Annotated in this window: 14 protein-coding genes; 6 read left to right on the top strand and 8 right to left on the bottom strand. The window is 64.7% G+C overall.

Annotated elements, in window-relative coordinates:
- The first annotated feature begins 26 nt into the window (after positions 1-26).
- The 5 genes from KVP10_RS13690 to KVP10_RS13710 all read left to right on the top strand — a co-directional run bounded on the left by KVP10_RS13690 (position 27) and on the right by KVP10_RS13710 (position 11,786).
- Positions 27-1,037, top strand: coding sequence for an ABC transporter substrate-binding protein (locus tag KVP10_RS13690; RefSeq protein WP_217965158.1), 1,011 nt, complete (start codon positions 27-29; stop codon positions 1,035-1,037).
- Positions 1,038-1,119: 82 nt separating this feature from the next.
- Positions 1,120-1,911, top strand: coding sequence for an ABC transporter ATP-binding protein (locus KVP10_RS13695; protein WP_217965159.1), 792 nt, complete (start codon positions 1,120-1,122; stop codon positions 1,909-1,911).
- A gap of 13 nt (positions 1,912-1,924) precedes the next feature.
- Complete coding sequence (locus KVP10_RS13700) at positions 1,925-2,809, top strand: ABC transporter permease (protein WP_217965160.1); 885 nt, start codon at positions 1,925-1,927, stop codon at positions 2,807-2,809.
- A 1,068-nt stretch (positions 2,810-3,877) separates the two neighbouring features.
- Positions 3,878-10,777: a hypothetical protein gene (locus KVP10_RS13705; protein WP_217965161.1), complete on the top strand. Its 6,900-nt coding sequence runs from the start codon at positions 3,878-3,880 to the stop codon at positions 10,775-10,777.
- Between the two features lie 271 nt (positions 10,778-11,048).
- Positions 11,049-11,786: a haloacid dehalogenase type II gene (locus tag KVP10_RS13710; RefSeq protein ID WP_217965162.1), complete on the top strand. Its 738-nt coding sequence runs from the start codon at positions 11,049-11,051 to the stop codon at positions 11,784-11,786.
- Positions 11,787-11,923: 137 nt separating this feature from the next.
- On the opposite strand, the gene selD is transcribed toward KVP10_RS13710, so the two are convergent.
- The 5 genes from selD to argF form a co-directional block, all read right to left on the bottom strand.
- The gene (gene selD, locus KVP10_RS13715) at positions 11,924-13,018 is read right to left on the bottom strand and encodes a selenide, water dikinase SelD (protein WP_217965163.1); all 1,095 of its coding nucleotides are present in this window, start codon (positions 13,016-13,018) and stop codon (positions 11,924-11,926) included.
- Complete coding sequence (mnmH, locus tag KVP10_RS13720) at positions 13,015-14,103, bottom strand: tRNA 2-selenouridine(34) synthase MnmH (protein ID WP_217965164.1); 1,089 nt, start codon at positions 14,101-14,103, stop codon at positions 13,015-13,017. Before mnmH ends, selD begins: the two co-directional genes overlap by 4 nt.
- Entirely contained in the window at positions 14,100-14,771 is a 672-nt protein-coding gene (locus KVP10_RS13725; protein WP_217965165.1) for a glutathione S-transferase family protein, read from the bottom strand. Before KVP10_RS13725 ends, mnmH begins: the two co-directional genes overlap by 4 nt.
- Positions 14,772-14,966: 195 nt before the next feature.
- Positions 14,967-15,428 (bottom strand): GNAT family N-acetyltransferase, encoded by a 462-nt coding sequence (locus KVP10_RS13730; protein WP_217965166.1) that lies wholly within the window; start codon positions 15,426-15,428, stop codon positions 14,967-14,969.
- A gap of 151 nt (positions 15,429-15,579) precedes the next feature.
- Positions 15,580-16,521 (bottom strand): ornithine carbamoyltransferase, encoded by a 942-nt coding sequence (gene argF, locus KVP10_RS13735; RefSeq protein ID WP_217965167.1) that lies wholly within the window; start codon positions 16,519-16,521, stop codon positions 15,580-15,582.
- A gap of 374 nt (positions 16,522-16,895) precedes the next feature.
- On the opposite strand from argF, the gene KVP10_RS13740 reads away from it, so the two are divergent.
- Positions 16,896-17,183 (top strand): DUF3579 domain-containing protein, encoded by a 288-nt coding sequence (locus tag KVP10_RS13740; RefSeq protein ID WP_343218737.1) that lies wholly within the window; start codon positions 16,896-16,898, stop codon positions 17,181-17,183.
- Between the two features lie 202 nt (positions 17,184-17,385).
- Here KVP10_RS13740 and rpsT read toward each other — a convergent pair whose 3' ends face one another.
- From rpsT to KVP10_RS13755, 3 genes are all read right to left on the bottom strand, one after another.
- The gene (rpsT, locus tag KVP10_RS13745) at positions 17,386-17,649 is read right to left on the bottom strand and encodes a 30S ribosomal protein S20 (RefSeq protein WP_217965168.1); all 264 of its coding nucleotides are present in this window, start codon (positions 17,647-17,649) and stop codon (positions 17,386-17,388) included.
- A gap of 135 nt (positions 17,650-17,784) precedes the next feature.
- Positions 17,785-18,186 carry a Csu type fimbrial protein gene (locus KVP10_RS13750; RefSeq protein WP_343218738.1) on the bottom strand — a complete coding sequence of 134 codons (402 nt, stop codon included), beginning with the start codon at positions 18,184-18,186 and terminating at the stop codon, positions 17,785-17,787.
- A gap of 38 nt (positions 18,187-18,224) precedes the next feature.
- A complete protein-coding gene (locus KVP10_RS13755; protein ID WP_217965170.1) occupies positions 18,225-19,286 on the bottom strand; it encodes an isocitrate/isopropylmalate dehydrogenase family protein in 1,062 nt (353 codons plus the stop codon).
- Positions 19,287-19,338 lie beyond the last annotated feature (52 nt).

Below are 19,338 nucleotides of genomic sequence, written 5' to 3' on the forward strand. Positions count from 1 at the left end.
TATCGAAATCCAAACAGGAGACCCTCATGTCCCGCATTGCCAGCATTGTCAAATATACCGCCGTCGCGTCCGCCCTGGCGGCCTGCGCGCTGGGTTCGGCCCAGGCCAGCGAGAAAATCACGCTCATGGTGGGCGGCATCAGCAAGATCGCCTATCTGCCGGCCAAGCTCACCGAGAACCTGGGGTACTTCAAGGACGAAGGCCTGGATGTGCAATTGCTGTCCGAGCCGGCCGGCGTGAATGCCGAGAACGAGATGCTGGCTGGCGCCGTGCAGGGCGTGGTGGGCTTCTACGATCACTCCATCGACTTGCAGGCCAAGGGCAAGGAAGTAGAGTCCGTGGTGCAGTTCTGCCAGGTGCCGGGAGAAGTCGAGATCGTCGCCTCCAAGCAGGCCGACAAGATCAAGAGCCCGGCCGACTTCAAGGGCAAGACGCTGGGCGTGACGGGCCTGGGCTCGTCCACCGATTTCCTGACGCAGTACATGGCCTACAAGGCCGGCCTGAAGCACGGCGACTACTCGATACTGCCGGTGGGTGGCGGCAACACCTTCATCGCCGCCATCCAGCAAAACCGCATCGACGCGGGCATGACTACCGACCCGACCGCCACCCAGTTGGTTGCCCGCGGCGAAGGCAAGGTGCTGATCGACATGCGCAACCCCGAGTCCACCGCCAAGGTGCTGGGCGGCCTGTACCCCGCCTCCAGCCTGTACATGCCGAATGCCTGGGTTTCCAGCCACAAGGCCGACGTGCAGAAGCTGGTGAATGCCTTCGTCAAGACCATGAAGTTCATCCATACGCATTCGGCCGAGGAAATCGCCGACAAGATGCCCAAGGACTACTACGGCGGCGACAAGGCCATGTACGTCAAGGCCTTGACGGCCTCGCTGCCGGCCTTCACCGCCGACGGCCGCATGCCCAAGGACGGCCCGGCCACCGTGCTGCAGGTGCTGGCGACCTTCAAGCCCCAAGTCAAGGCGGCTCACATCGATCTGTCCAAGACCTACACCACGGCCTTCGTGGACGCCGCCAAGTAAGCATGGCGGCGGTCGGGGCCGGCCGCGCCGCGCTGGCCCCGATCATGAGATCCATCCTCCTCATTGCATTGCAGAGTGAACCATGTCAGACCCATCTTCAACACCCGCCATCGAAATGGAGCACGTCACCTGCCGTTTCATTTCGGCTGACGGCAAGGCCACGATAGCCCTGCAGGACTTCAGCATGAGCGTTGCGCGCGGCGAGTTCTGCGCCATTGTCGGGCCCACGGGCTGCGGCAAGTCGACCACGCTCAGCCTCATCACCGGCCTGCTCAAGCCCACCACGGGCCGGGTGCGCGTGATGGGCCAGCCGGTCGAGGGCATAGATCCGCGCATCGGCTTCGTATTCCAGAACGACGCCATCTTCCCGTGGCGCAATGTCATCGACAACGTGGCCTCGGGCCCGATGTTCCGCGGCCAGAAACCGGCGAAGGCCAAGGAAATGGCGCGCGAATGGCTGCGCCGCGTGGGTCTCGAGGGGTTCGAACTGCACTATCCGCACCAATTGTCGGGCGGCATGCGCAAGCGCGTTTCGCTGGCGCAGACTTTCGTCAACAGCCCCGAGATCCTGCTCATGGACGAGCCCTTCAGCGCGCTCGACATGCAGACGCGCACCATCATGCAGGACGAGCTGCTGCAGTTATGGGCCGCCAGCGGCGGCTCGGTGGTGTTCGTCACACACGACCTCGAAGAGGCCATCGCCCTGGCCGACAAGGTCATCGTGCTGTCGGCGCGCCCGGCCACCGTCAAGCAGATCTACGACATCGAGCTGCCGCGTCCGCGCGTCATGTCCGAGATCCGCTACGAAGAAAAATTCATCAGTTATGCGCGCGAGATCTGGGACGATCTGCGCGCCGAAGTGAAAATCGGTTGAGGGAATGACCACCATGAACACTCAAGTCCAAGCGCAAGCTGCCGACAGCCTGCGTGCCAACGCGGTGAAGGACACCTTGCAGCAGGCCGAGGCCGAGGCCCAGCGCCTGATCCGCAGGCGCCGCAACCTGATTATTTTCTGGCGCGTCGCCATCCTGGTGCTGGTGCTGGCCGGCTGGGAAATTTCCGCCACGCTGCACTGGATCGATCCGTTCTTCTATTCCAAGCCTTCGCTGATCGCCAAGCAAATCTACGACTGGAGCATGAACGGCACCTCGCAGGGGCCGCTCTGGCTGCAGGTGGCGGTGACGCTGGAAGAAACCCTGATCGGCTTCTTCATAGGGGGGATCGGCGGCATCATCTGCGGCATCCTGCTCGGGCGCAATAAATTCCTGGCCGATATATTCAGCATCTACATCAAGATCGCCAACTCGATTCCGCGCGTGGTGCTGGGCTCGGTGTTCGTCATCGCCCTGGGCCTGGGCATGGCCTCGAAAGTCGCCCTGGCTGTGGTGATGGTGTTCTTCGTGGTGTTCGGCAATGCCTTCCAGGGCGTGCGCGAGGCCGACCGCTACATGATCGCCAACGCGCAGATCCTGGGCGCCTCGCCGCGCCAGGTGACCACGCAGGTGGTCATCCCCTCGGCGCTGAGCTGGATCCTGGCCAGCCTGCACGTGAGCTTCGGCTTCGCGCTGGTGGGCGCCGTGGTGGGCGAGTTCCTGGGCGCCCGCGTGGGTATCGGCCTGTTGATCGCCACTGCTCAGGGCGCGTTCAACGCCAGCGGCGTGTTCGCGGCCATGATCGTGCTGGCGGTGGTGGCCCTGATAGCCGAATACATCCTGACGCTCATCGAGAACTGGCTGCTGAAGTGGCGGCCGGCGCAGTTCGAGAACGCCTGACGGCGGGCGGGCCGGGCGGCGCGTCTGCTGCCTGCCCGGCGGCAATCGCAAGCAGGCCTGCTTGCGACTTGCACCCCAAAAGCTGGACACTGATCCACGCTTTGGGGTGTTTTTACCTATGCAGGCCACGCTCATCGGCGTGCGTCCTGCGCGGCGTGCTTCCTGCTTGGCAAGTATCCAGCGCCGTGATGACCATCTCCCCATGATCGCTTCCCTTTTCGTCGACAGCCCAGAGTCGGCGGGCGGCAGGCTCTTCCCCGCCTGACTGCGCTGCATGAGGCCAGGACCGCCCGACCAGGGTGGCCGTTGAACACTTCACGGATCGGCCCGATCACAACCCTGCCGCGCGCAAGCGCATGACATTCCGACAAGTGCCGACAGCGCAGCATTCGGCGCCTCGGCTGAAGTCCTGTCTGGCGTCAGTGGCAGCTCCAAACCGCCCCATCGAGGCGATCTCTTGCGGCGCTTCCCTCATTGCCGAAACGCCCGGGCCGATCCATTTCTGCGTGAAACGAATCCGAAGCACCATCCGCGGGCATGCGGCTCACGGCCCCCGCGGACGGATTTTTGCTGTATTGCCGTTTTGGGCATTCCAGAAAAGGGTTTTGACTGGATTTAAAAAGTCATTTCTAAAATTTACAAATAGAATTCGCCCCGCTATTGAGGTTCGGAGTGCCTCTCGAGAGTCCGGAAATTTTAGATTTAAAGCGGCTTTTTCACTGAAATTCATCAATAAAAGATTTTCAGACGCCTGTATTTGATCTGAGTTTTCTGTTCATAAATTTGGCGCTTTTCAACCGAGTTTTTACTTCCGTAACGCAACCCATTTCAAGGAGAGGATGCCGTAAGGGGCCAGGCAGTGTAAATCGATGGAGTGATGGTGTTTGCAGTCAATGCGCTGGCCGGAATGGTTCAGCAGCTTGACGGGATGCGCTCTCTGGGAATCTGTTGGTCGCTCCAGCGGCGGCATCCGCGTAAAAAGGCATGGTGGCTTCATCGACACACATGGGAAGCCGGTCGGCTTCCCGCAATTTCGCGGGGCGCGACGGGCGCAAGGCATCGGCAGCCATGAGTCCGGCTGCCGGCCATCCGGCTCCGCACCTGCACGGGCTGGCGCGCGCTTTGCGAGATGTCTTCGCCGCGGGTGCGGTTCTTACCGGCATTGCCGGGATTGCTGCCATACCGGTGCCTGCTTGGGCGGCGGGTGGAGCCGGTGGCGGCTCCCTGAGCGGCGCGGCCGGCGGAGCTGGGGGGAATGGCTACTCCGGCGCGGGTGGGTCGAATGGCGCCAACGGCGGGTTCCTGGGTTCGGGGGCCGGTGGCGGCGGCGGTAGCGCCGGCGGAGGCGCCGGCGGCAATGGCGGCAGCGGCACTCTGGGGAAAGGCGGCGCAGGCGGAAAAGGCGGGACCAACGGTAACTCGGCCGGCCATAGTTCTATACACGTCAGTTCCAGCCTGTCGGGCGAAGACGGCGAAGACGGCGGCAACGCCCAGAGCAAGCCGTTCATCGGCGCCTTTGGCGGCGGCGGTGGCGGCGGTGGCGGCGGGGCCGGCGGTTTCGGCGCCATCGTGACCGGTGACCACGGTTCCAATAGCAATTCTTCCAGCATCGCGGGCGGCGATGGCGGTTCGGGGGGCAGTGGCACCCATGGCGGCAGTGGCGGCGACGGTGGTGGAGGGGTGTTGTTCACTAATCCAGGCCAGGGATCCCTGACCAACAGCGGCGGATTCTTCAGCAGCGCGAGTATCGCCGGCGGCAGCGGTGGCAACGGCGGCAGCAGCAGTGGCAACGGGGCGAATGGCGGAGCAGGTGGCGATGGCGTCAACGGCTCCGGCACGTCCTCGGGTTCGCGGAACATCACCAATGGCAGCCCGTTTGGCGGCGCCAATCGCATCGACGGCGGCGCCGGAGGCAGCGGAGGCGCCGGAGGCCTGGCTGGCGGTACCGGCGGGGCTGGCGGCGCGGGCATCAACGGCTCGTATCTGAATGTCGGCAATGGCAGTTTGTCTGGCGGCACCAATAGCATCAACGGTGGAGCGGGCGGGAACGGTGGAGCCAATGGCGGCGCCGGCGGCGCTGGTGGCGCCGGCATCAGCGGCTCGAACATCGATGTCGCCAATGGCAGCTTGTTATTCGGCGGCGGCAACAGTATCAATGGCGGTGCAGGCGGCAGTGGCGGCGCTGGTGTCGACGGTTTTGTGGCCGGGAGCAGCGGCGGCAGCGGCGGTGCTGGCGGTGCCGGCATCAGCATCGGGGCTAACGGCTCGACCATCAACAGCGGCAAGATCGCGGGCGGCGCCGGCGGCAATGGCGGCAATGGCGGCAACGGCCTCGGTTTCGGCGGCAACGGCGGCGCGGGCGGTGCAGGCGGCGCGGGTATCGATGGCGGGGATCACAGCAGCATCGTCAACAGTGGCACGATTGCCGGCGGCGCTGGCGGTGCCGGCGGTGCTGGAGGTAGCGGCTTCTTGGCCGGAACCGATGGCGCAGGCGGAGCGGGCGGTGCCGGCATCATTGGCTCGAACCTCAGCATCACCAACAGCGGCACGATCTCGGGTGGCGCCGGCAGCACCGCCGACAATTCGGGCAATTCGCTCGAATTTACCGGCGGATCCAATACGCTGACGCTGCAAGGCTCGCATTGGCAACTGAACGGTGATATCGGTCTGGATAATGGCAGCAGCCTGACATTCGACCAGACCCAGCAGCAGACTGTCGACAATCACATTACCGGCGACGGCTCTCTGGTTCAGGGCGGCAGGGGGACTTTGACCCTCACCGGCGTCAATGACTACACCGGCGGCACGACGGTGTACGGAAACCTGAACGTTGGCACCACCGGGGCGCTGGGCACCGGCGACGTAAAGGTAAAGGGCGGGCAGATACCCGGAGTCGACAACCCGCAGCTGACGTTCCAGGCCGACACCAGCGCGCAGTCCCTGCACATCGCCAATACGAATGGCGGCGGGACGGTCTTCCAAAGCACCTCCACGGCAGACCATGCACGAATCTACAATGCCGATGGCGGCAGCACGACCTTCCAGAGCGACTCGACGGCCGGCAATTCGAGAATCTTCAACGGCGATGACGGCACCACGACGTTCACCGGAACGGGCGCTACGGCCGGCAACGCGTTCATCGTCAATGCCGATCCGGGCCTGACGGTCTTCAATAACGGCGCGGACGCGGGCGACGCGCTTGTCTTCAACACCGACGGCGGCCGCACGACGTTCTCCGATACGGGCACCAGCGCCGCGTCGTCGCACATCGTCAACGTGGCCGGCGGCAGCACCTCGTTCGACACCCAGTCGACGGCGGGCGATTCGACCATCACCAACGTGTACGGCGGCAGCACCTCGTTCGCCGATGCGGGCACCACCGCGGGTACGTCGGACATCACCAACGGGCGTGGCGGCCGCACGTCGTTCAGCAGCGGTTCGACGGCCGGCGAGTCGGACATCACCAATGACCGGGGCGGGCGTACGACATTCGCCGATGCGGGTACCACCGCGGGCACGTCGAACATCACCAACGAGCGCGGCGGCCGCACGTCGTTCAGCAGCGGCTCGACAGCCGGCGGCTCGACTATCACCAACCAAACGGGTGGCCGCACGACGTTTGCCGGCACGGGCACTACTGCGGGCTCGTCGCACATCAGCAACCAGACCGGCGGCAGCACAGCCTTCTACTGGGGCTCGGACGCAGGTTCGTCGCACATCAGCAACGCCGACGGCGGCAGCACGACGTTCAACGACAACTCGTCGGCCAGCCTGGCCAGTATCAGCAACAAGTCCGGCGGCAACACGACCTTCAACGACTGGTCCAGCGCCGGCGGTGCGAAGATCAGCAATACCCTGGGCGGCAGCACGGCCTTCAATGATCGCTCCAGTGCCGGTAGCGCGACGATAGGCAATACCCTGGGCGGCAGTACGGCGTTCAATGACCGTTCGAACGCCGGTGATGCGACGATAGGCAACACCCTGGGCGGCAGCACGGCGTTCAATGGCCGTTCGAACGCCGGCGATGCGAAAATCAGCAACATCGCCGGCAGCACAGCCTTCAACGACCGGTCTAACGCGGGTGGTGCCACGATCACCAACGTGGCCTTGGGCAGCACGCAGTTCAGCGATCGTTCCGACGCGGGTCACGCGACCATCAACAATGGCGCGCTTGGTGGCACCTCGTTCGCCGATCGTTCGAGCGCCGGCCGTGCAACCATCACCAATACGACCCTGGGCAGCACGACCTTCAACGATCATTCGAGCGCTGATCGCGCGACGATCGACAACAATGGCGGCAGCACGTCCTTCAAGGACGATTCGAGCGCCGGTCGGGCGACGATCACCAACGAGAACCGCGGCGGCACGACGTTCAGCGGCGACTCGTCGGCGGGCCGTGCCGATATCACCAATGGCAATCGCGGCAGCACTACCTTCAACGGCAATTCGACGGCCGGTGGGGCGCACATCACCAACGAAACCCGCGGCAGCACGACGTTCAACAACGGGACGGATGCCGGTTGGGCGCGCATCGACAACGAAGGCGGTTCGACGACGTTCAATAATGGTTCGTCGGCCAAGCATGCTCAGATCGCCAATACCGATGACGGCAGCACGACCTTCAACGGAGGCTCGACGGCCGACCAGGCGTTTATCTACAATGCCGACGGTGGCGGCACGACTTTCCAGAGCAACTCGACGTCTCGGCTGGCGACAGCTGGGCAGGCTTTCATCTATAACGGTGATGACGGCGTCACGACATTCACTGGTAAGGGGGCCACGGCGGGCGAAGCTTTCATCGTCAATGCCGATCCGGGCTTGACGATCTTCAATAACGGCGCGAATGCGGGCGACGCGCTTGTCTTCAACACCGACGGCGGCCGCACGACGTTCTCCGATACGGGCACCAGCGCCGCGTCGTCACACATCGTCAACGTGGCGGGCGGCAGCACCTCGTTCGACACCCAGTCGACGGCGGGCGATTCGACCATCACCAACGTGTACGGCGGCAGCACCTCGTTCGCCGATGCGGGCACCACCGCGGGTACGTCGGACATCACCAACGAGCGCGGCGGCCGCACGTCCTTCCGCAGCGGTTCGACAGCCGGCGACGCGACTATCACCAATAAAACGGGTGGCCGCACGACGTTTGCCGGCACGGACACTACCGCGGGCTCGTCGCACATCAGCAACCGAACCGGCGGCAGCACAGCCTTCTACTGGGGCTCGGACGCGGGTTCGTCGCATATCAGCAACGTCGGCAGCGGCAGCACGAGCTTCAACGACAACTCGTCGGCCGACGAGGCCCGGATCAGCAACAGATTCGGCGGCAGCACTGTCTTTAACGACAGGTCGACAGCCGGCGACGCCACCGTCAACAACGCGTTTGGCGGCAGCACGGCGTTCAATGGCCGTTCGAATGCCGGCGGGGCGACGATCAACAACGTCCTGGGTGGCAATACGGCGTTCAACGACCGATCCAATGCCGGTGGCGCGACGATCGACAACGTCTTGGGCGGCAGCACGGCATTCAACGACCACTCGTCGGCGGGCCATGCTGATATCGCCAATAGCCGTGGTGGCAGCACGGCCTTCAGCGGCGGCTCGACGGCTGACGAATCGACCATTTTCAATGGCCGGGGTGGCCGCACGACTTTCGCCGATGCGGGCACCTCTGCCGGCACGTCGACGATCGCCAATAAGCGCGGTGGCAGCACTGCGTTCGGCGGCGGTGCGACGGCGGACGGCGCAAGCATCACCAACGATCGCGGCGGCCGTACGACGTTTGCCGATGCTGGCACTACAGCCGGAACATCGACGATCGTCAACGAGCGTGGCGGCCGTACTTCGTTCGGCAGCGGGTCGTCGGCCGGCGAGGCAAGCATCAGCAACAGCCGCGGTGGCCACACCTACTTCGGCTATCAGGCCTCGGCCGACGGGGCGGCCATCACCAACAGCCGTGGCGGCACGACCGCCTTCGGCAACGGAGCGACGGCCGGCGGGGCGAGCATTACCAACAGCCGCGGTGGCAGCACCACATTTGCCAAGGGCTCGGATGCCGGCTCGGCCATCCTAGCCAACAGCAAGGGCGGCAGCACGCTGTTTGCCGACGGCTCCATGGCAGAGTCCGCCCAGATCACCAACAGCTCGGGCGGTTATACCTCCCTGGCCGGCAACGCCGCTCTCGGGGCATCCACCGTCACCAACAACGCCGGCGGCGCTCTGTTGATAGGCGGCCAGGCCAACGCAGCCGGCGCCACGGTCATCAACAACGCCGGCGGCAAGGTGGACATCAGCCGCAGCTCGGCGGGCGCGAGCATCGGTTCGCTGTCGGGCGCCGGCAATGTTTACCTGGGTGGCCAGGCGCTGACCGTAGGCGCGTTGAACCGCAACGAGACGATCGGCGGCGTGATCTCCGACGGTGGTGTCGCGGGCGGTACTGGCGGCAGCCTGGTGAAAGTCGGCACGGGCACTCTGATCCTCGACGGCGTGAATACTTACACCGGCGGCACCGCCATCAATGGCGGCACGCTGGAAGTGGGAGATGCAAACACACCCTCGGCGAGCATCCTGGGCGATGTGTCGGTCAATTCGGGCGGCACCCTGCGAGGCCACGGCAGCGTCAACGGCAATGTGGACAACAACGGTGGCATGGTGTGGCCGGGCGGATCGATCGGCACCCTGACCGTGAACGGCAACTACACGCAATCGCCCACCGGCACCCTGCAGATCGAAGTCAGCCCAACGGTGGCTTCGCAACTGAAGGTGTCGGGCACGGCCACGCTGGCCGGCAACCTGAGCCTGCTGTATGCGCCGGGTACATACTCCAGCCAGACGTACACGCTGGTCAATGCGACTGCCGTCAACGGCACCTTCTCGACGGTGACGGGCAATGTCCCGGCGGACTCGAAGTACGGCGTGTCGTACCTGTCTAGCGCGGCCAACCTGAGCGTGGCACCCATGGTGGTGGCGCCCACCCAGGCGACCATATACGGAGCGGTGGCTTCGTCGGCCCTGCGTGAGTCGCAGCGCGTCAACGATGCGCTGCTGGAGCGCCTGGCCGGGCCTTGCGGCGTGGTGGCCAAGGCTGGCGGCAAGAATGCCGGCAGCAGCGCCGGCCAGACTCCCGACATCTGCGCCCGCCAGGGCAATGGTGTCTGGATTCAGGCACAGGGCACCAACACTAAGGTGGACGGCAATCACGATGCGCCGGACGTCACCGATCGCCGCTTCGGCTTCTTGACTGGGCTGGATCACCAGTGGAAGGGCTGGACGGTGGGCGTGGCCGGCGGCTACAGCCATGCCGACGTGCTGGAAAGCGGCAATGGCTCCAAGGGTACGCTGGATACTCTGCGCATCGCAGGCTACGGCGCCAAGGATCTCGGTGCCTTCACCTTGGGCGGTACGCTAGGCTATGCGTACGACTTCGCGTCGACCACGCGCTCCTTCGGCGGACTGGGCAATGCCAAGGGCAGCAGCAATGGCCAGGAAGTCACGGCCGGCCTGCAAGGCAGCCGTTCCTGGACGCTGGGCTCCGTGGTGCTTACGCCGCGGCTCGGGGTACGCTATGCCTATCTGGACGGATTCGGCATGGACGAAAGCGGTCCGACGGCGCAGAACCTGAGCGTGGCCAATCAGCACTTGCAGAGCCTGCAGCCGTACCTGGGCGTCACGCTGGATTATCCGTTCGCGATGCGCAACAGCGATCGTCCGGCGTCGGTGCAACTGCGTGCTGGTTATGCCTACGAGACCCTGAGCACGAGCCGTAATGTCTCGGTAACGGCGGCCGATGGTACAGGTTTCGTGATTCCGGGCACGGTAGACACCCGCGGCATGGTGACGCTCGGCGCGGGGGCGACCCTGCCGATCGGTAAGTCGGCTAGCGGCTATCTGCGCTATGACAGCGTGCTGCACACTGGCAATGTGAACGCGCAATCGCTACAGGCTGGGGTGGAATACCGGTTCTGAGGCGGCAGCTAGGTCCGGGCCGGCCGCTTCGGTGGCTGGCAAGGTCGGGGTTGGTGCTCGTTGGAGCGCCAACCCCGCTGTGTTTCATGCCAATCGGCTTTCAAAGGGCGCATTCAATGCCAGCGGCGTGTTCGCGGCAGCCTCGTACATCGTACGGGGCTGTTTTTTTTATGGGTTGGGCCCGGGCCGCCGTGTTATACACTGCATGAGCATGCAGCCGCGGCATCCGCTCGGGGCCTGGAATCGCATGAACATGGCAATGGAGACGGGAATGAGTCTGGATGCGGTCAAGGCCCTGGTATTCGATACCTTCGGCACGGTGGTGGACTGGCGCACATCAGTGTCGCGCGATCTGGCCGCGTTCGGCAAGCGCAAGGGCATCGAGGCCGATTGGCTGGCTTTCGCCGACGCCTGGCGCGCGGGGTACAAGCCTGCCATGGATACCGTGCGCAAGGGGCTGCGCCCCTGGGCCAACATCGACGTGCTGCATCGCGAGCGGCTGGAACAGTTGCTGGAAGACTTCGGCATACACGGCCTGACCGAAGACGAGCTGCGCTACCTGAACGACACCTGGCACCGGCTGGCCCCCTGGCCCGATGTCCTGCCGGGCTTGCAGCGCCTGAAGCAGCATTACATTCTTTCGACGTTTTCCAACGGCAGCGTGCCGTGCCTGGTGGGCATGGCCAAGCACGCGGGCCTGCCCTGGGACGCCATTTATTCGGCCGATATCGCGCGCCACTTCAAGCCCGATCCCGAGGTCTACCTGGGGGTTATCGATTTCTTCGCCCTGCAGCCCGGAGAGGTCATGCTGGTGGCCGCGCACAACGGCGACCTGCGGCATGCCCGTTCCCACGGCATGCGCACGGCTTACATTCATCGTCCGACGGAATACGGTCCGGCCCAATCCAAGGACTTGCGCGCCGAAGAGGACTGGGACGTGATCGTGCCCGGCATGGACCGGCTGGCCGATACCTTGCTGGGGGAGCAGGCGCCGGGGCGGCCGGCTTGATCCGCATGGCCTGCCGTTACACGGTGGCCGGAGCTGTTATTTCGTGAGGGGCGGCGCATAGCCGCAAGCATCAGACCGTCTTGCCCCGGGCCGCAAGGCGGCGCTGCGGCCACGCTGCGGCGCCGATGTCGCGCCGTTCAGGCGACGACGATGCGTGCTTCGCCTTCGGCCATGTGGCCGATCAGCGCAGCCTGCCCAAAGCCGCCATCGCGGAATATGGCCAGCACTTCGTCCGCGGCCGCCGGGTCGCAGGACACCAGCAGGCCACCGGAGGTCTGCGGGTCGGTCAATAGGGTCTGCGCCGTGGCCGGCAGAGCGCCGGACAGTTCTACTTCGGCCGAGCACGAGGCCCAGTTGCGCGCGGACGCGCCGGTGCGGATGCCGGCCTCGGCGAATTCGCGCGCACCGCGGATCCAGGGCAGGGCGTCATAGCGGATATGCGCCGCCAGCTCGGCGCCGCGGCATAGCTCCAGCGTGTGCCCGAGCAGGCCGAAGCCTGTGACATCGGTCATGGCGTGCACGCCGGGCAGAGTGGCCAGGCGCGTGCCGGGCCGGTTCAGCAGCGTGGTCGAGGCGATCATCTCGCGGTAGCCATCGTCGCCGAGCAGGTTTTTCTTCAGTGCCGCGGAAAGTATGCCGACACCCAGCGGCTTGCCGAGTATCAGTGCGTCGCCGGCGCGTGCGCCGACGTTGCGGGCAATGCGCTGCGGATGCACCAGGCCCAGCGCCGCCAGGCCGTAGATGGGCTCGACCGAATCGATCGAATGGCCGCCGGCTATCGGTATTCCGGCTTGCGCGCAGACCGAGGCGCCGCCTTCCAGCACGCGCGCGATCACGTCGTGCGGCAGCACATTGATGGGCATGCCCACCAGCGCCAGGGCCATGATGGGCTTGCCGCCCATGGCATAGACGTCCGACAGCGCGTTGACCGCCGCGATGCGCCCGAAGTCGTAGGGGTCGTCGACGATGGGCATGAAGAAATCGGTGGTGGCGACAATGGCCTGCTCGTCGTTGATTCGATAGACGGCGGCATCGTCGCTGGTGTCCGAGCCTACCAGCAGGTCGGGAAAGCCCGTGGCCGGTGACAGGCGTCCGAGCAGTTCGGACAGTACCCCCGGCGCGATCTTGCAGCCGCAGCCGCCGCCGTGCGAGAGTTCGGTGAGCCTGGGAGACGTGGCGCCGGACGGCGCGGCGTTGCAAGCAGTCGTAGCGGGGGTGTTGGCAGCAGTCATGGTGTCGGTACGGTAATGCCGGAAATTCGTGGGGCCGCCTCGTCGAGCGTACGCAGCAGTTCGCGGGCCTGTGCGCGGCAGTCGTCCGCATCGCCGGTCAGCGTGCAGCGCAGGGCGCGGTCCAGGCCCCGGAAATGCGCGCCGCTGCTGCGGGCGTAGGCCGGGTCGTAATGCAGTTCGATAAGTTCGGTGAACAATTGCGCGCGCGCATCGGCGTCTATCATGTCCTGCCAGCGCTGCACGACCTTCTTGCCGTGCAGCAGGGTATAGCGGGCCAGGGTCTGCTTGAAGCCTTCGGGCTCGTCGAACAGATGGGCATAGTCCTGCAGCAGGAAGGCGACGCGATCGCGGATGCTGGCGCGGACCTCGATGCAGTCGCCGCCGTGCACGCGTTCCAGCAAGGCGGCCGGCACGCTGATGCGGCCGATGCGCGAACTTTCCGCTTCGACGAAAACCGGGCGTGCGCGATCGAACCCGGACAGCGTTGCGACCAGGCCCGTCTCGAAGCGCTTCTGCGAGGGCTGCGGCTGTCGCGGCAGGGCGCCCAGCAGCGAGCCGCGGTGCGCGGCCAGCCGTTCCAGGTCGAGCGCCTGCGCGCCCTCGGCCGCGAGCGCTTCGAGCAGGCGCGTCTTGCCGGTGCCGGTATGGCCGGTAAGGACTACGTAGCGAAATTGCGCAGGCAGGGTCTCGAGCCTGTCGAGCACCGAGCGCCGGTAGGTCTTGTAGCCGCCATCGAGCTGGCGCGCCTGCCAGCCTATCATGTTGAACCAGGTCGTCATCGAGCCCGAGCGCTTGCCGCCGCGCCAGCAGTAGATCAGCGGCTTCCATGAGCGCGGACGGTCGGCGAACACGGTCTGGAGATGTTCCGCGATGTTGCGGGCCACCAGCGCGGCGCCCAGCCGCGTGGCCTCGAAAGGCGAGACCTGGGCGTACATGGTGCCCACGGTGACGCGTTCCTCGTTGCTGAGCACCGGCGCGTTTATCGCGCCGGGTATATGGTCGTCGGCGTATTCGAGCGGCGTGCGCACGTCGACGATTTCGTCGAAGTCGCCCAGGCGATCCAGCGGGACGATCAGGTTCTTCACTTCGCGGCCGACCCGGGCAGTGTGAAATAGGGCGGCTCTATGCCTTCGGCCGCGAAACTGCGCCGTATGGCCGGGCGCGCCGCGACCTGGTCTATATGCCGGGCGAGATGAGGGCGCGCGGCGGCTGGGCGGGCCATGCCGCGCGTCCAGCGGCACAGCATCATCAGGTAGATATCCGCGAGGCTGTACGCGTCGCCCGCAAGAAAGGCGCCGCCATTGCCATTGCCGGCCAGCTCGGCCTCGATGATGTCCAGCATGCCGCCTACGCGTTCTTCGGCGTGGCGCTTGACTTGCGCTGCGCCGGCCGCGTCGTCGGCCAACCGCTCGGGGTAGAAATAAGTGATCAGCTCGGTCTGCAAGGTGGTGGCCAGGTACATCAGCCATTTGTAGAAATGCGCGCGCGCGGTGCTGCCGGGCGCCGGGGCCAGCCCGGCCTCGGGATGACGGTCGGCCAGGTGCAGGCAGATGGCGGCTGTCTCGAACAGCGCCAGGTCGCCATCGATCAATACCGGAATGCGGCCGCTGGGGTTGAGTTTCAGGTATGGCGCGCTTTTATGCTGGTCATGGGCGCGGTCGACGAACACGAGCTCGTACTCGGCGCCGATTTCCTCGAGCACCGCGTGCGGCGCCAGGCTGGCGTTGCCGGGATGGTAATAGAGCTGGTACATGGTTGCGTGATTTGCCGGAATAGCGCGAGTCGTATGTGATGGGTTGTTGTATCTGGCGGGTTGTGCGGATCGTGCAAGTTGCCGGGGCTCGGCCGCGTGGCTTCCTGAGCCGGCGGGCCGGCTTGCGGCTTCCCGTCCGTACGCCAAGGGAGCCTTCGGCCGGCCTTCGGCTTTTTTGGAAGAGCCGGCTTCGGACTACAGCGGCTTGCGATACACGATGAACCCCGACTTGTCGGCCACGCTGTCGTAAAGCCGCATGGCCGTCGCATTGGTTTCGTGCGTCTGCCAGTATACGCGCTGCGAACCGGCCTGCCGGGCGTGTTCGTAGACGGCCTCGATCAAGGCCCGGCCCACCCCCTGGCCGCGCGCGTCGGCCGCCGTGTAGAGGTCTTGCAGGTAGCAGATGGGGCCGATCATGGTGGTGCTGCGGTGGTACAGGTAATGCACCAGGCCCAGCAGCTTGCCGTCGCGTTCGGCCACCAGGGCGTGCACGGGTTCGTAGGCGTCGAAGAAGCGCGACCAGGTGGCCTGGGTGATGCGCTCGGGCAGCGCAGTCGGGCCGCTGCGACCGTAGAAGGTGTTGTAGCCGTCCCATAGCGGCAACCAGGCGGGAAAGTCAGATTCGGCAACGGGACGGATGTGCACGAGGCTGGGCATGGCAGTTTCCTAGGTATGGCGGCAGCGCTTGCGCCTGTGCGCCGTGGCGGCATGAAGCCGGATATGGCCCGGTACAAGGCCTGCCTCTGGCGCCAGGGGCGTCCTGGACCAGGCCGGCGCGGGCGCGACAAAGCGTGCGCCCGCGCCGGCCTCAGGCCACCTGGCCCAGAAGCAGGAATTCCATGAGCGCCTTCTGCACGTGCAGGCGATTCTCGGCTTCGTCCCAGACCACGCTTTGCGGGCCGTCGATGACGTCTCCCGTGACTTCTTCGCCGCGGTGGGCGGGCAGGCAATGCATGAAGAGCGCAGCCGGATCGGCCACGGCCATCATCTCGGCGTCCACGCACCAGTCGGCGAAGGCCTGGCGGCGCTCTTCGTTCTCGGCTTCGTAGCCCATGCTGGTCCAGACGTCGGTCGTGACCAGGTGCGCGCCGCGGCAGGCTTGCATGGGGTCGGCGAATTCGCGCAGCACGGTCTCGGGAGGCTGACCGATGCGCTTGCGGTCGAGCTGGTAGCCTTGCGGGGCCGAGACGTGCAGGCGGAAACCCAGTATCTCGGCGGCTTGCAGCCAGGTGTAGGCCATGTTGTTGCCGTCGCCGATCCAGGCCACGGTCTTGCCTTCGATGGAGCCGGCGTGTTCTATGTAGGTGAAGATGTCGGCCAGGATCTGGCAGGGGTGGAATTCGTTGGTCAGGCCGTTGATCACGGGCACGCGCGAATGCGCTGCGAAACGCTCGATGCGCGTCTGCTCGAAGGTGCGGATCATGACCAGGTCCACCATGCGCGAGATGACTCTTGCGGTGTCTTCGATGGGTTCGGCACGTCCGAGCTGCGAGTCGCCGGTGGTCAGGTGTATGACCGAGCCCCCCAACTGGTACATGCCGGCCTCGAACGAGACCCGGGTGCGGGTGCTGGCCTTTTCGAAGACCATGGCCAGGTTGCGGTCATGCAGCGTGTGATGCGGCTGGTAGCGCTTGAACTTGTCCTTGATGAGGCGGGCGCGGTCCAGCACGTAATGGATTTCGTCCCGGGACAGGTCACGGAATTGCAGGAAATGCCGCAGGGGGCCGGTTTGCGATGGGGTGGAAGCCATATCGAGCCTTGATCGAGAAAAACTCGGCCGGCGCTCCGGTAAGGAGCGCTTTTGCAAGTGATGATGGGAAAAGATCAATGATATACATAATCACATAATCGGCGCCAGACGGGGAGTCCCGCGTAGGCAATTCGAAAGCTCAAATTGGGTACAATTCGGACGCGGATGTCGATGGCGGCGGCCGCTCGTGCCCCTGGCGGCCCTGTTTGCCGGGTCGGTTCCACCGAACCAGGGCGCCGGCCGCCTGTGCCCGCGCCTGTTCCGGCTCCATTTGCCCGGGTAGTGCGTTTTCGCGTGCATGGGGCTCTTGCGACTCGTGCCCCCCAGGGGCAGCCTGCACCGAAAGCGGCACTCTTTTTAGCGTAAACAGCCTAGTGCAACAACTCATCATTCATGGCGTCACCCTCGATGGGCAGCGCTTTCGCCCCAGCGACTGGGCCGAGCGCCTGGCGGGAGTGCTCTCGCCGTTCCGGCCGGCCGGCAGCGCCGGCGGCCACCTGACCTATTCGCCGTATGCCTTGCCCACTCTCATAGAGGGAGTTCGTTGCGTGGTGGTCGATGCGCGCCTGCGCGAACTGGAACCCCTGGCCTGGAAGTTCGTGTACGAATTTGCGCGCGACAATAATCTGCGCACCAGCGAAGTGCCGGACGCCGCGGCCTAGCGGCGCCACGGCCCGGCATGCAGGAAATCAGCCGGAAAAAAGACGCTGCTTAAAGACGCCTCTCGATCCTTCGGGGGCGGCGGCAAGCGCCGCTGTCATGGGCCGGGCGGCAAGATCGCCGAACGAAACAAAGGGGCGCCGTAGCGCCCCTAGTCTTGTGCGGCCGCGCGTAGCGCCGCCGCTGCAAACCCGGTCGAATCTATCAGGCCAGCGCCTTGACGGCAGCGGCCAGGCGGCTCTTGTGGCGAGCGGCCTTGTTCTTATGGATGATGTTCTTGTCGGCAACGCTGTCGATGACGCTGGTAGCCTTGCGGAAAACTTCGGCAGCAGCAGCCTTGTCGCCGGCGGCGATAGCCTGGCGCACGCGCTTGATCGACGTACGCAGCATCGAGCGCAGGCTGGAGTTGTGTTTGTTGCGCTCAACCGACTGGCGGGCGCGCTTGCGAGCTTGGGCGGAATTGGCCATGAGTGTTTAGATTAAACCTGAAAGTAAACCGGGCAAACGTAAATTATATAGGGAAAACATACACATGTAAATACCTGTGCCGCCTTGACCCGCCAGGCCCGGCCGCCGGGCTGTGTCCGTCTTCTGTCCGTCTATCTAATAGTAAAGCGTGGCGATAACCGTGTCGATGTACTGGCCGGCCCTGGCGTCGGGCTGGGGGGGAACTTCGCCATAGACCGACAAGGTAACGGTATTGCCGGCAACGTCGGTCTTGCCCGAGACCCTGTTCTGGTCCTGGTCGTCCGCCCAGACGTGGGTGTGGCTTTCGTCCGTATATAACTGGTATTTGACGTAGCCTCCGCTGCCGAACATGCGGCGCGCCTGCCCATCGTGAAACTGGCCGTCGCTCAGGCCCACCCGCCATTCGGCGCCCGGCGTTGGTACCAGGGGCGCGACGGTGGGCCGCTGACTGGGCTGTGATCGGGAGAAGGTGCGAGTTTTCGATCGAGTAACCCGCGCGGGCCGGCCGTGTCGCCGATAGTGTCGCCCTTGGTACACGGAGCGGCCCGTGTCGGGGCCAAGTCAGGCAGATGTCTTTAATGCCCGGATAGCCGGTGGGCGAGGGCGAGGCCGGTTTTCCGTGTTCCCAGTTTGCCGCCGATGTCGCGTGTTGCTTCGCCGGCTTCTATGGCCTGGGCCACCCCTTGGAAGATGGCATTGCCGGCGTCCAGAAAGCCTGGTTTGCCGGATTTCTGCCCGTACCAGTTCAGCAGCATGGCGGCGGACAATACCTGTGAAAATGGATTGGCGAGATCCTGCCCTGCAATATCTGGAGCGGACCCGTGTGCAGCCTGGCCCATCGCATAGTGCGCGCCGGCATTGAGCGATCCTCCCAGTCCCAGGCTGCCGGACAGTTCGGCCGTCAGATCGGACAGGATATCCCCGAACATATTGGTCGTTACTATGACGTCGAAGCGTTGCGGGGCCCGCACTACGTGCGCCATCATCGCGTCGACGATGAAGTCGTCCACCTGCACTTCGGGAAATTCCTCTGCGACCCGATGGCAGATGTCGATGAACATGCCGTCGCCCATCTTCAAGACATTTGCCTTGTGCACGATGCTTACGTGCTTGCGGCGGGTCATTGCCAACTGGAATGCCGAGCGCGCTATACGTTCGCAACACTGCCGGGTGATACGGCGCAGAGAAATGACGACGTCCGGCGTAATCAGCATTTCGCTGGCACCCGATTCGATATTGCGGTCTGCGTAAAACCCTTCCGTATTCTCGCGCACCACGGTCAGGTCGAACTCGCCGAGGCGGGCGGGCATGCCCTTGTATGTGCGGGCTGGACGAATATTGGCATAAAGATCCAAGTGCTTGCGAAAGTACTTGGAAGGGTTGATTTCACCCTTGGATTCATCCTTGAAATCGTAGGTGGCCATGGGGCCCAGCATGAGCCCATCGGCGGCCTTGACCTTTTCGAGCAGTGCATTGGTAACCGTGGCGCCGTGCTGTTTCAGGCTGTCGTGGCCCGCTACGTCATATGTCAGGTTCAGTTCGAGCGCGAAGCGACGCGACACGGTTTCCAGGATGTTGGTCGCGACAGCCATGGTTTCGGGGCCGATGCCGTCTCCGGGAAGAACTACGATTCTCATGTGAGTAAATACTCCGATATAGGGGCTGCGGTGCTCGCCCGCTTGGGGATAA

Origin of the sequence: Candidimonas humi (genome assembly GCF_019166065.1) — a bacterium.
Classification (GTDB): domain Bacteria; phylum Pseudomonadota; class Gammaproteobacteria; order Burkholderiales; family Burkholderiaceae_B; genus Candidimonas; species Candidimonas humi.

What these genes read in the sequence shown, in the direction of transcription:
- KVP10_RS13690 (WP_217965158.1), top strand. Translation starts at nt 27, where the DNA reads ATGTCCCGCATTGCCAGCATTGTCAAATATACCGCCGTCGCGTCCGCC.
- KVP10_RS13695 (WP_217965159.1), top strand. Translation starts at nt 1,120, where the DNA reads ATGTCAGACCCATCTTCAACACCCGCCATCGAAATGGAGCACGTCACC.
- KVP10_RS13700 (WP_217965160.1), top strand. Translation starts at nt 1,925, where the DNA reads ATGAACACTCAAGTCCAAGCGCAAGCTGCCGACAGCCTGCGTGCCAAC.
- KVP10_RS13705 (WP_217965161.1), top strand. Translation starts at nt 3,878, where the DNA reads ATGAGTCCGGCTGCCGGCCATCCGGCTCCGCACCTGCACGGGCTGGCG.
- KVP10_RS13710 (WP_217965162.1), top strand. Translation starts at nt 11,049, where the DNA reads ATGAGTCTGGATGCGGTCAAGGCCCTGGTATTCGATACCTTCGGCACG.
- selD (WP_217965163.1), bottom strand. Translation starts at nt 13,018, where the DNA reads ATGACTGCTGCCAACACCCCCGCTACGACTGCTTGCAACGCCGCGCCG.
- KVP10_RS13725 (WP_217965165.1), bottom strand. Translation starts at nt 14,771, where the DNA reads ATGTACCAGCTCTATTACCATCCCGGCAACGCCAGCCTGGCGCCGCAC.
- KVP10_RS13730 (WP_217965166.1), bottom strand. Translation starts at nt 15,428, where the DNA reads ATGCCCAGCCTCGTGCACATCCGTCCCGTTGCCGAATCTGACTTTCCC.
- argF (WP_217965167.1), bottom strand. Translation starts at nt 16,521, where the DNA reads ATGGCTTCCACCCCATCGCAAACCGGCCCCCTGCGGCATTTCCTGCAA.
- rpsT (WP_217965168.1), bottom strand. Translation starts at nt 17,649, where the DNA reads ATGGCCAATTCCGCCCAAGCTCGCAAGCGCGCCCGCCAGTCGGTTGAG.
- KVP10_RS13755 (WP_217965170.1), bottom strand. Translation starts at nt 19,286, where the DNA reads ATGAGAATCGTAGTTCTTCCCGGAGACGGCATCGGCCCCGAAACCATG.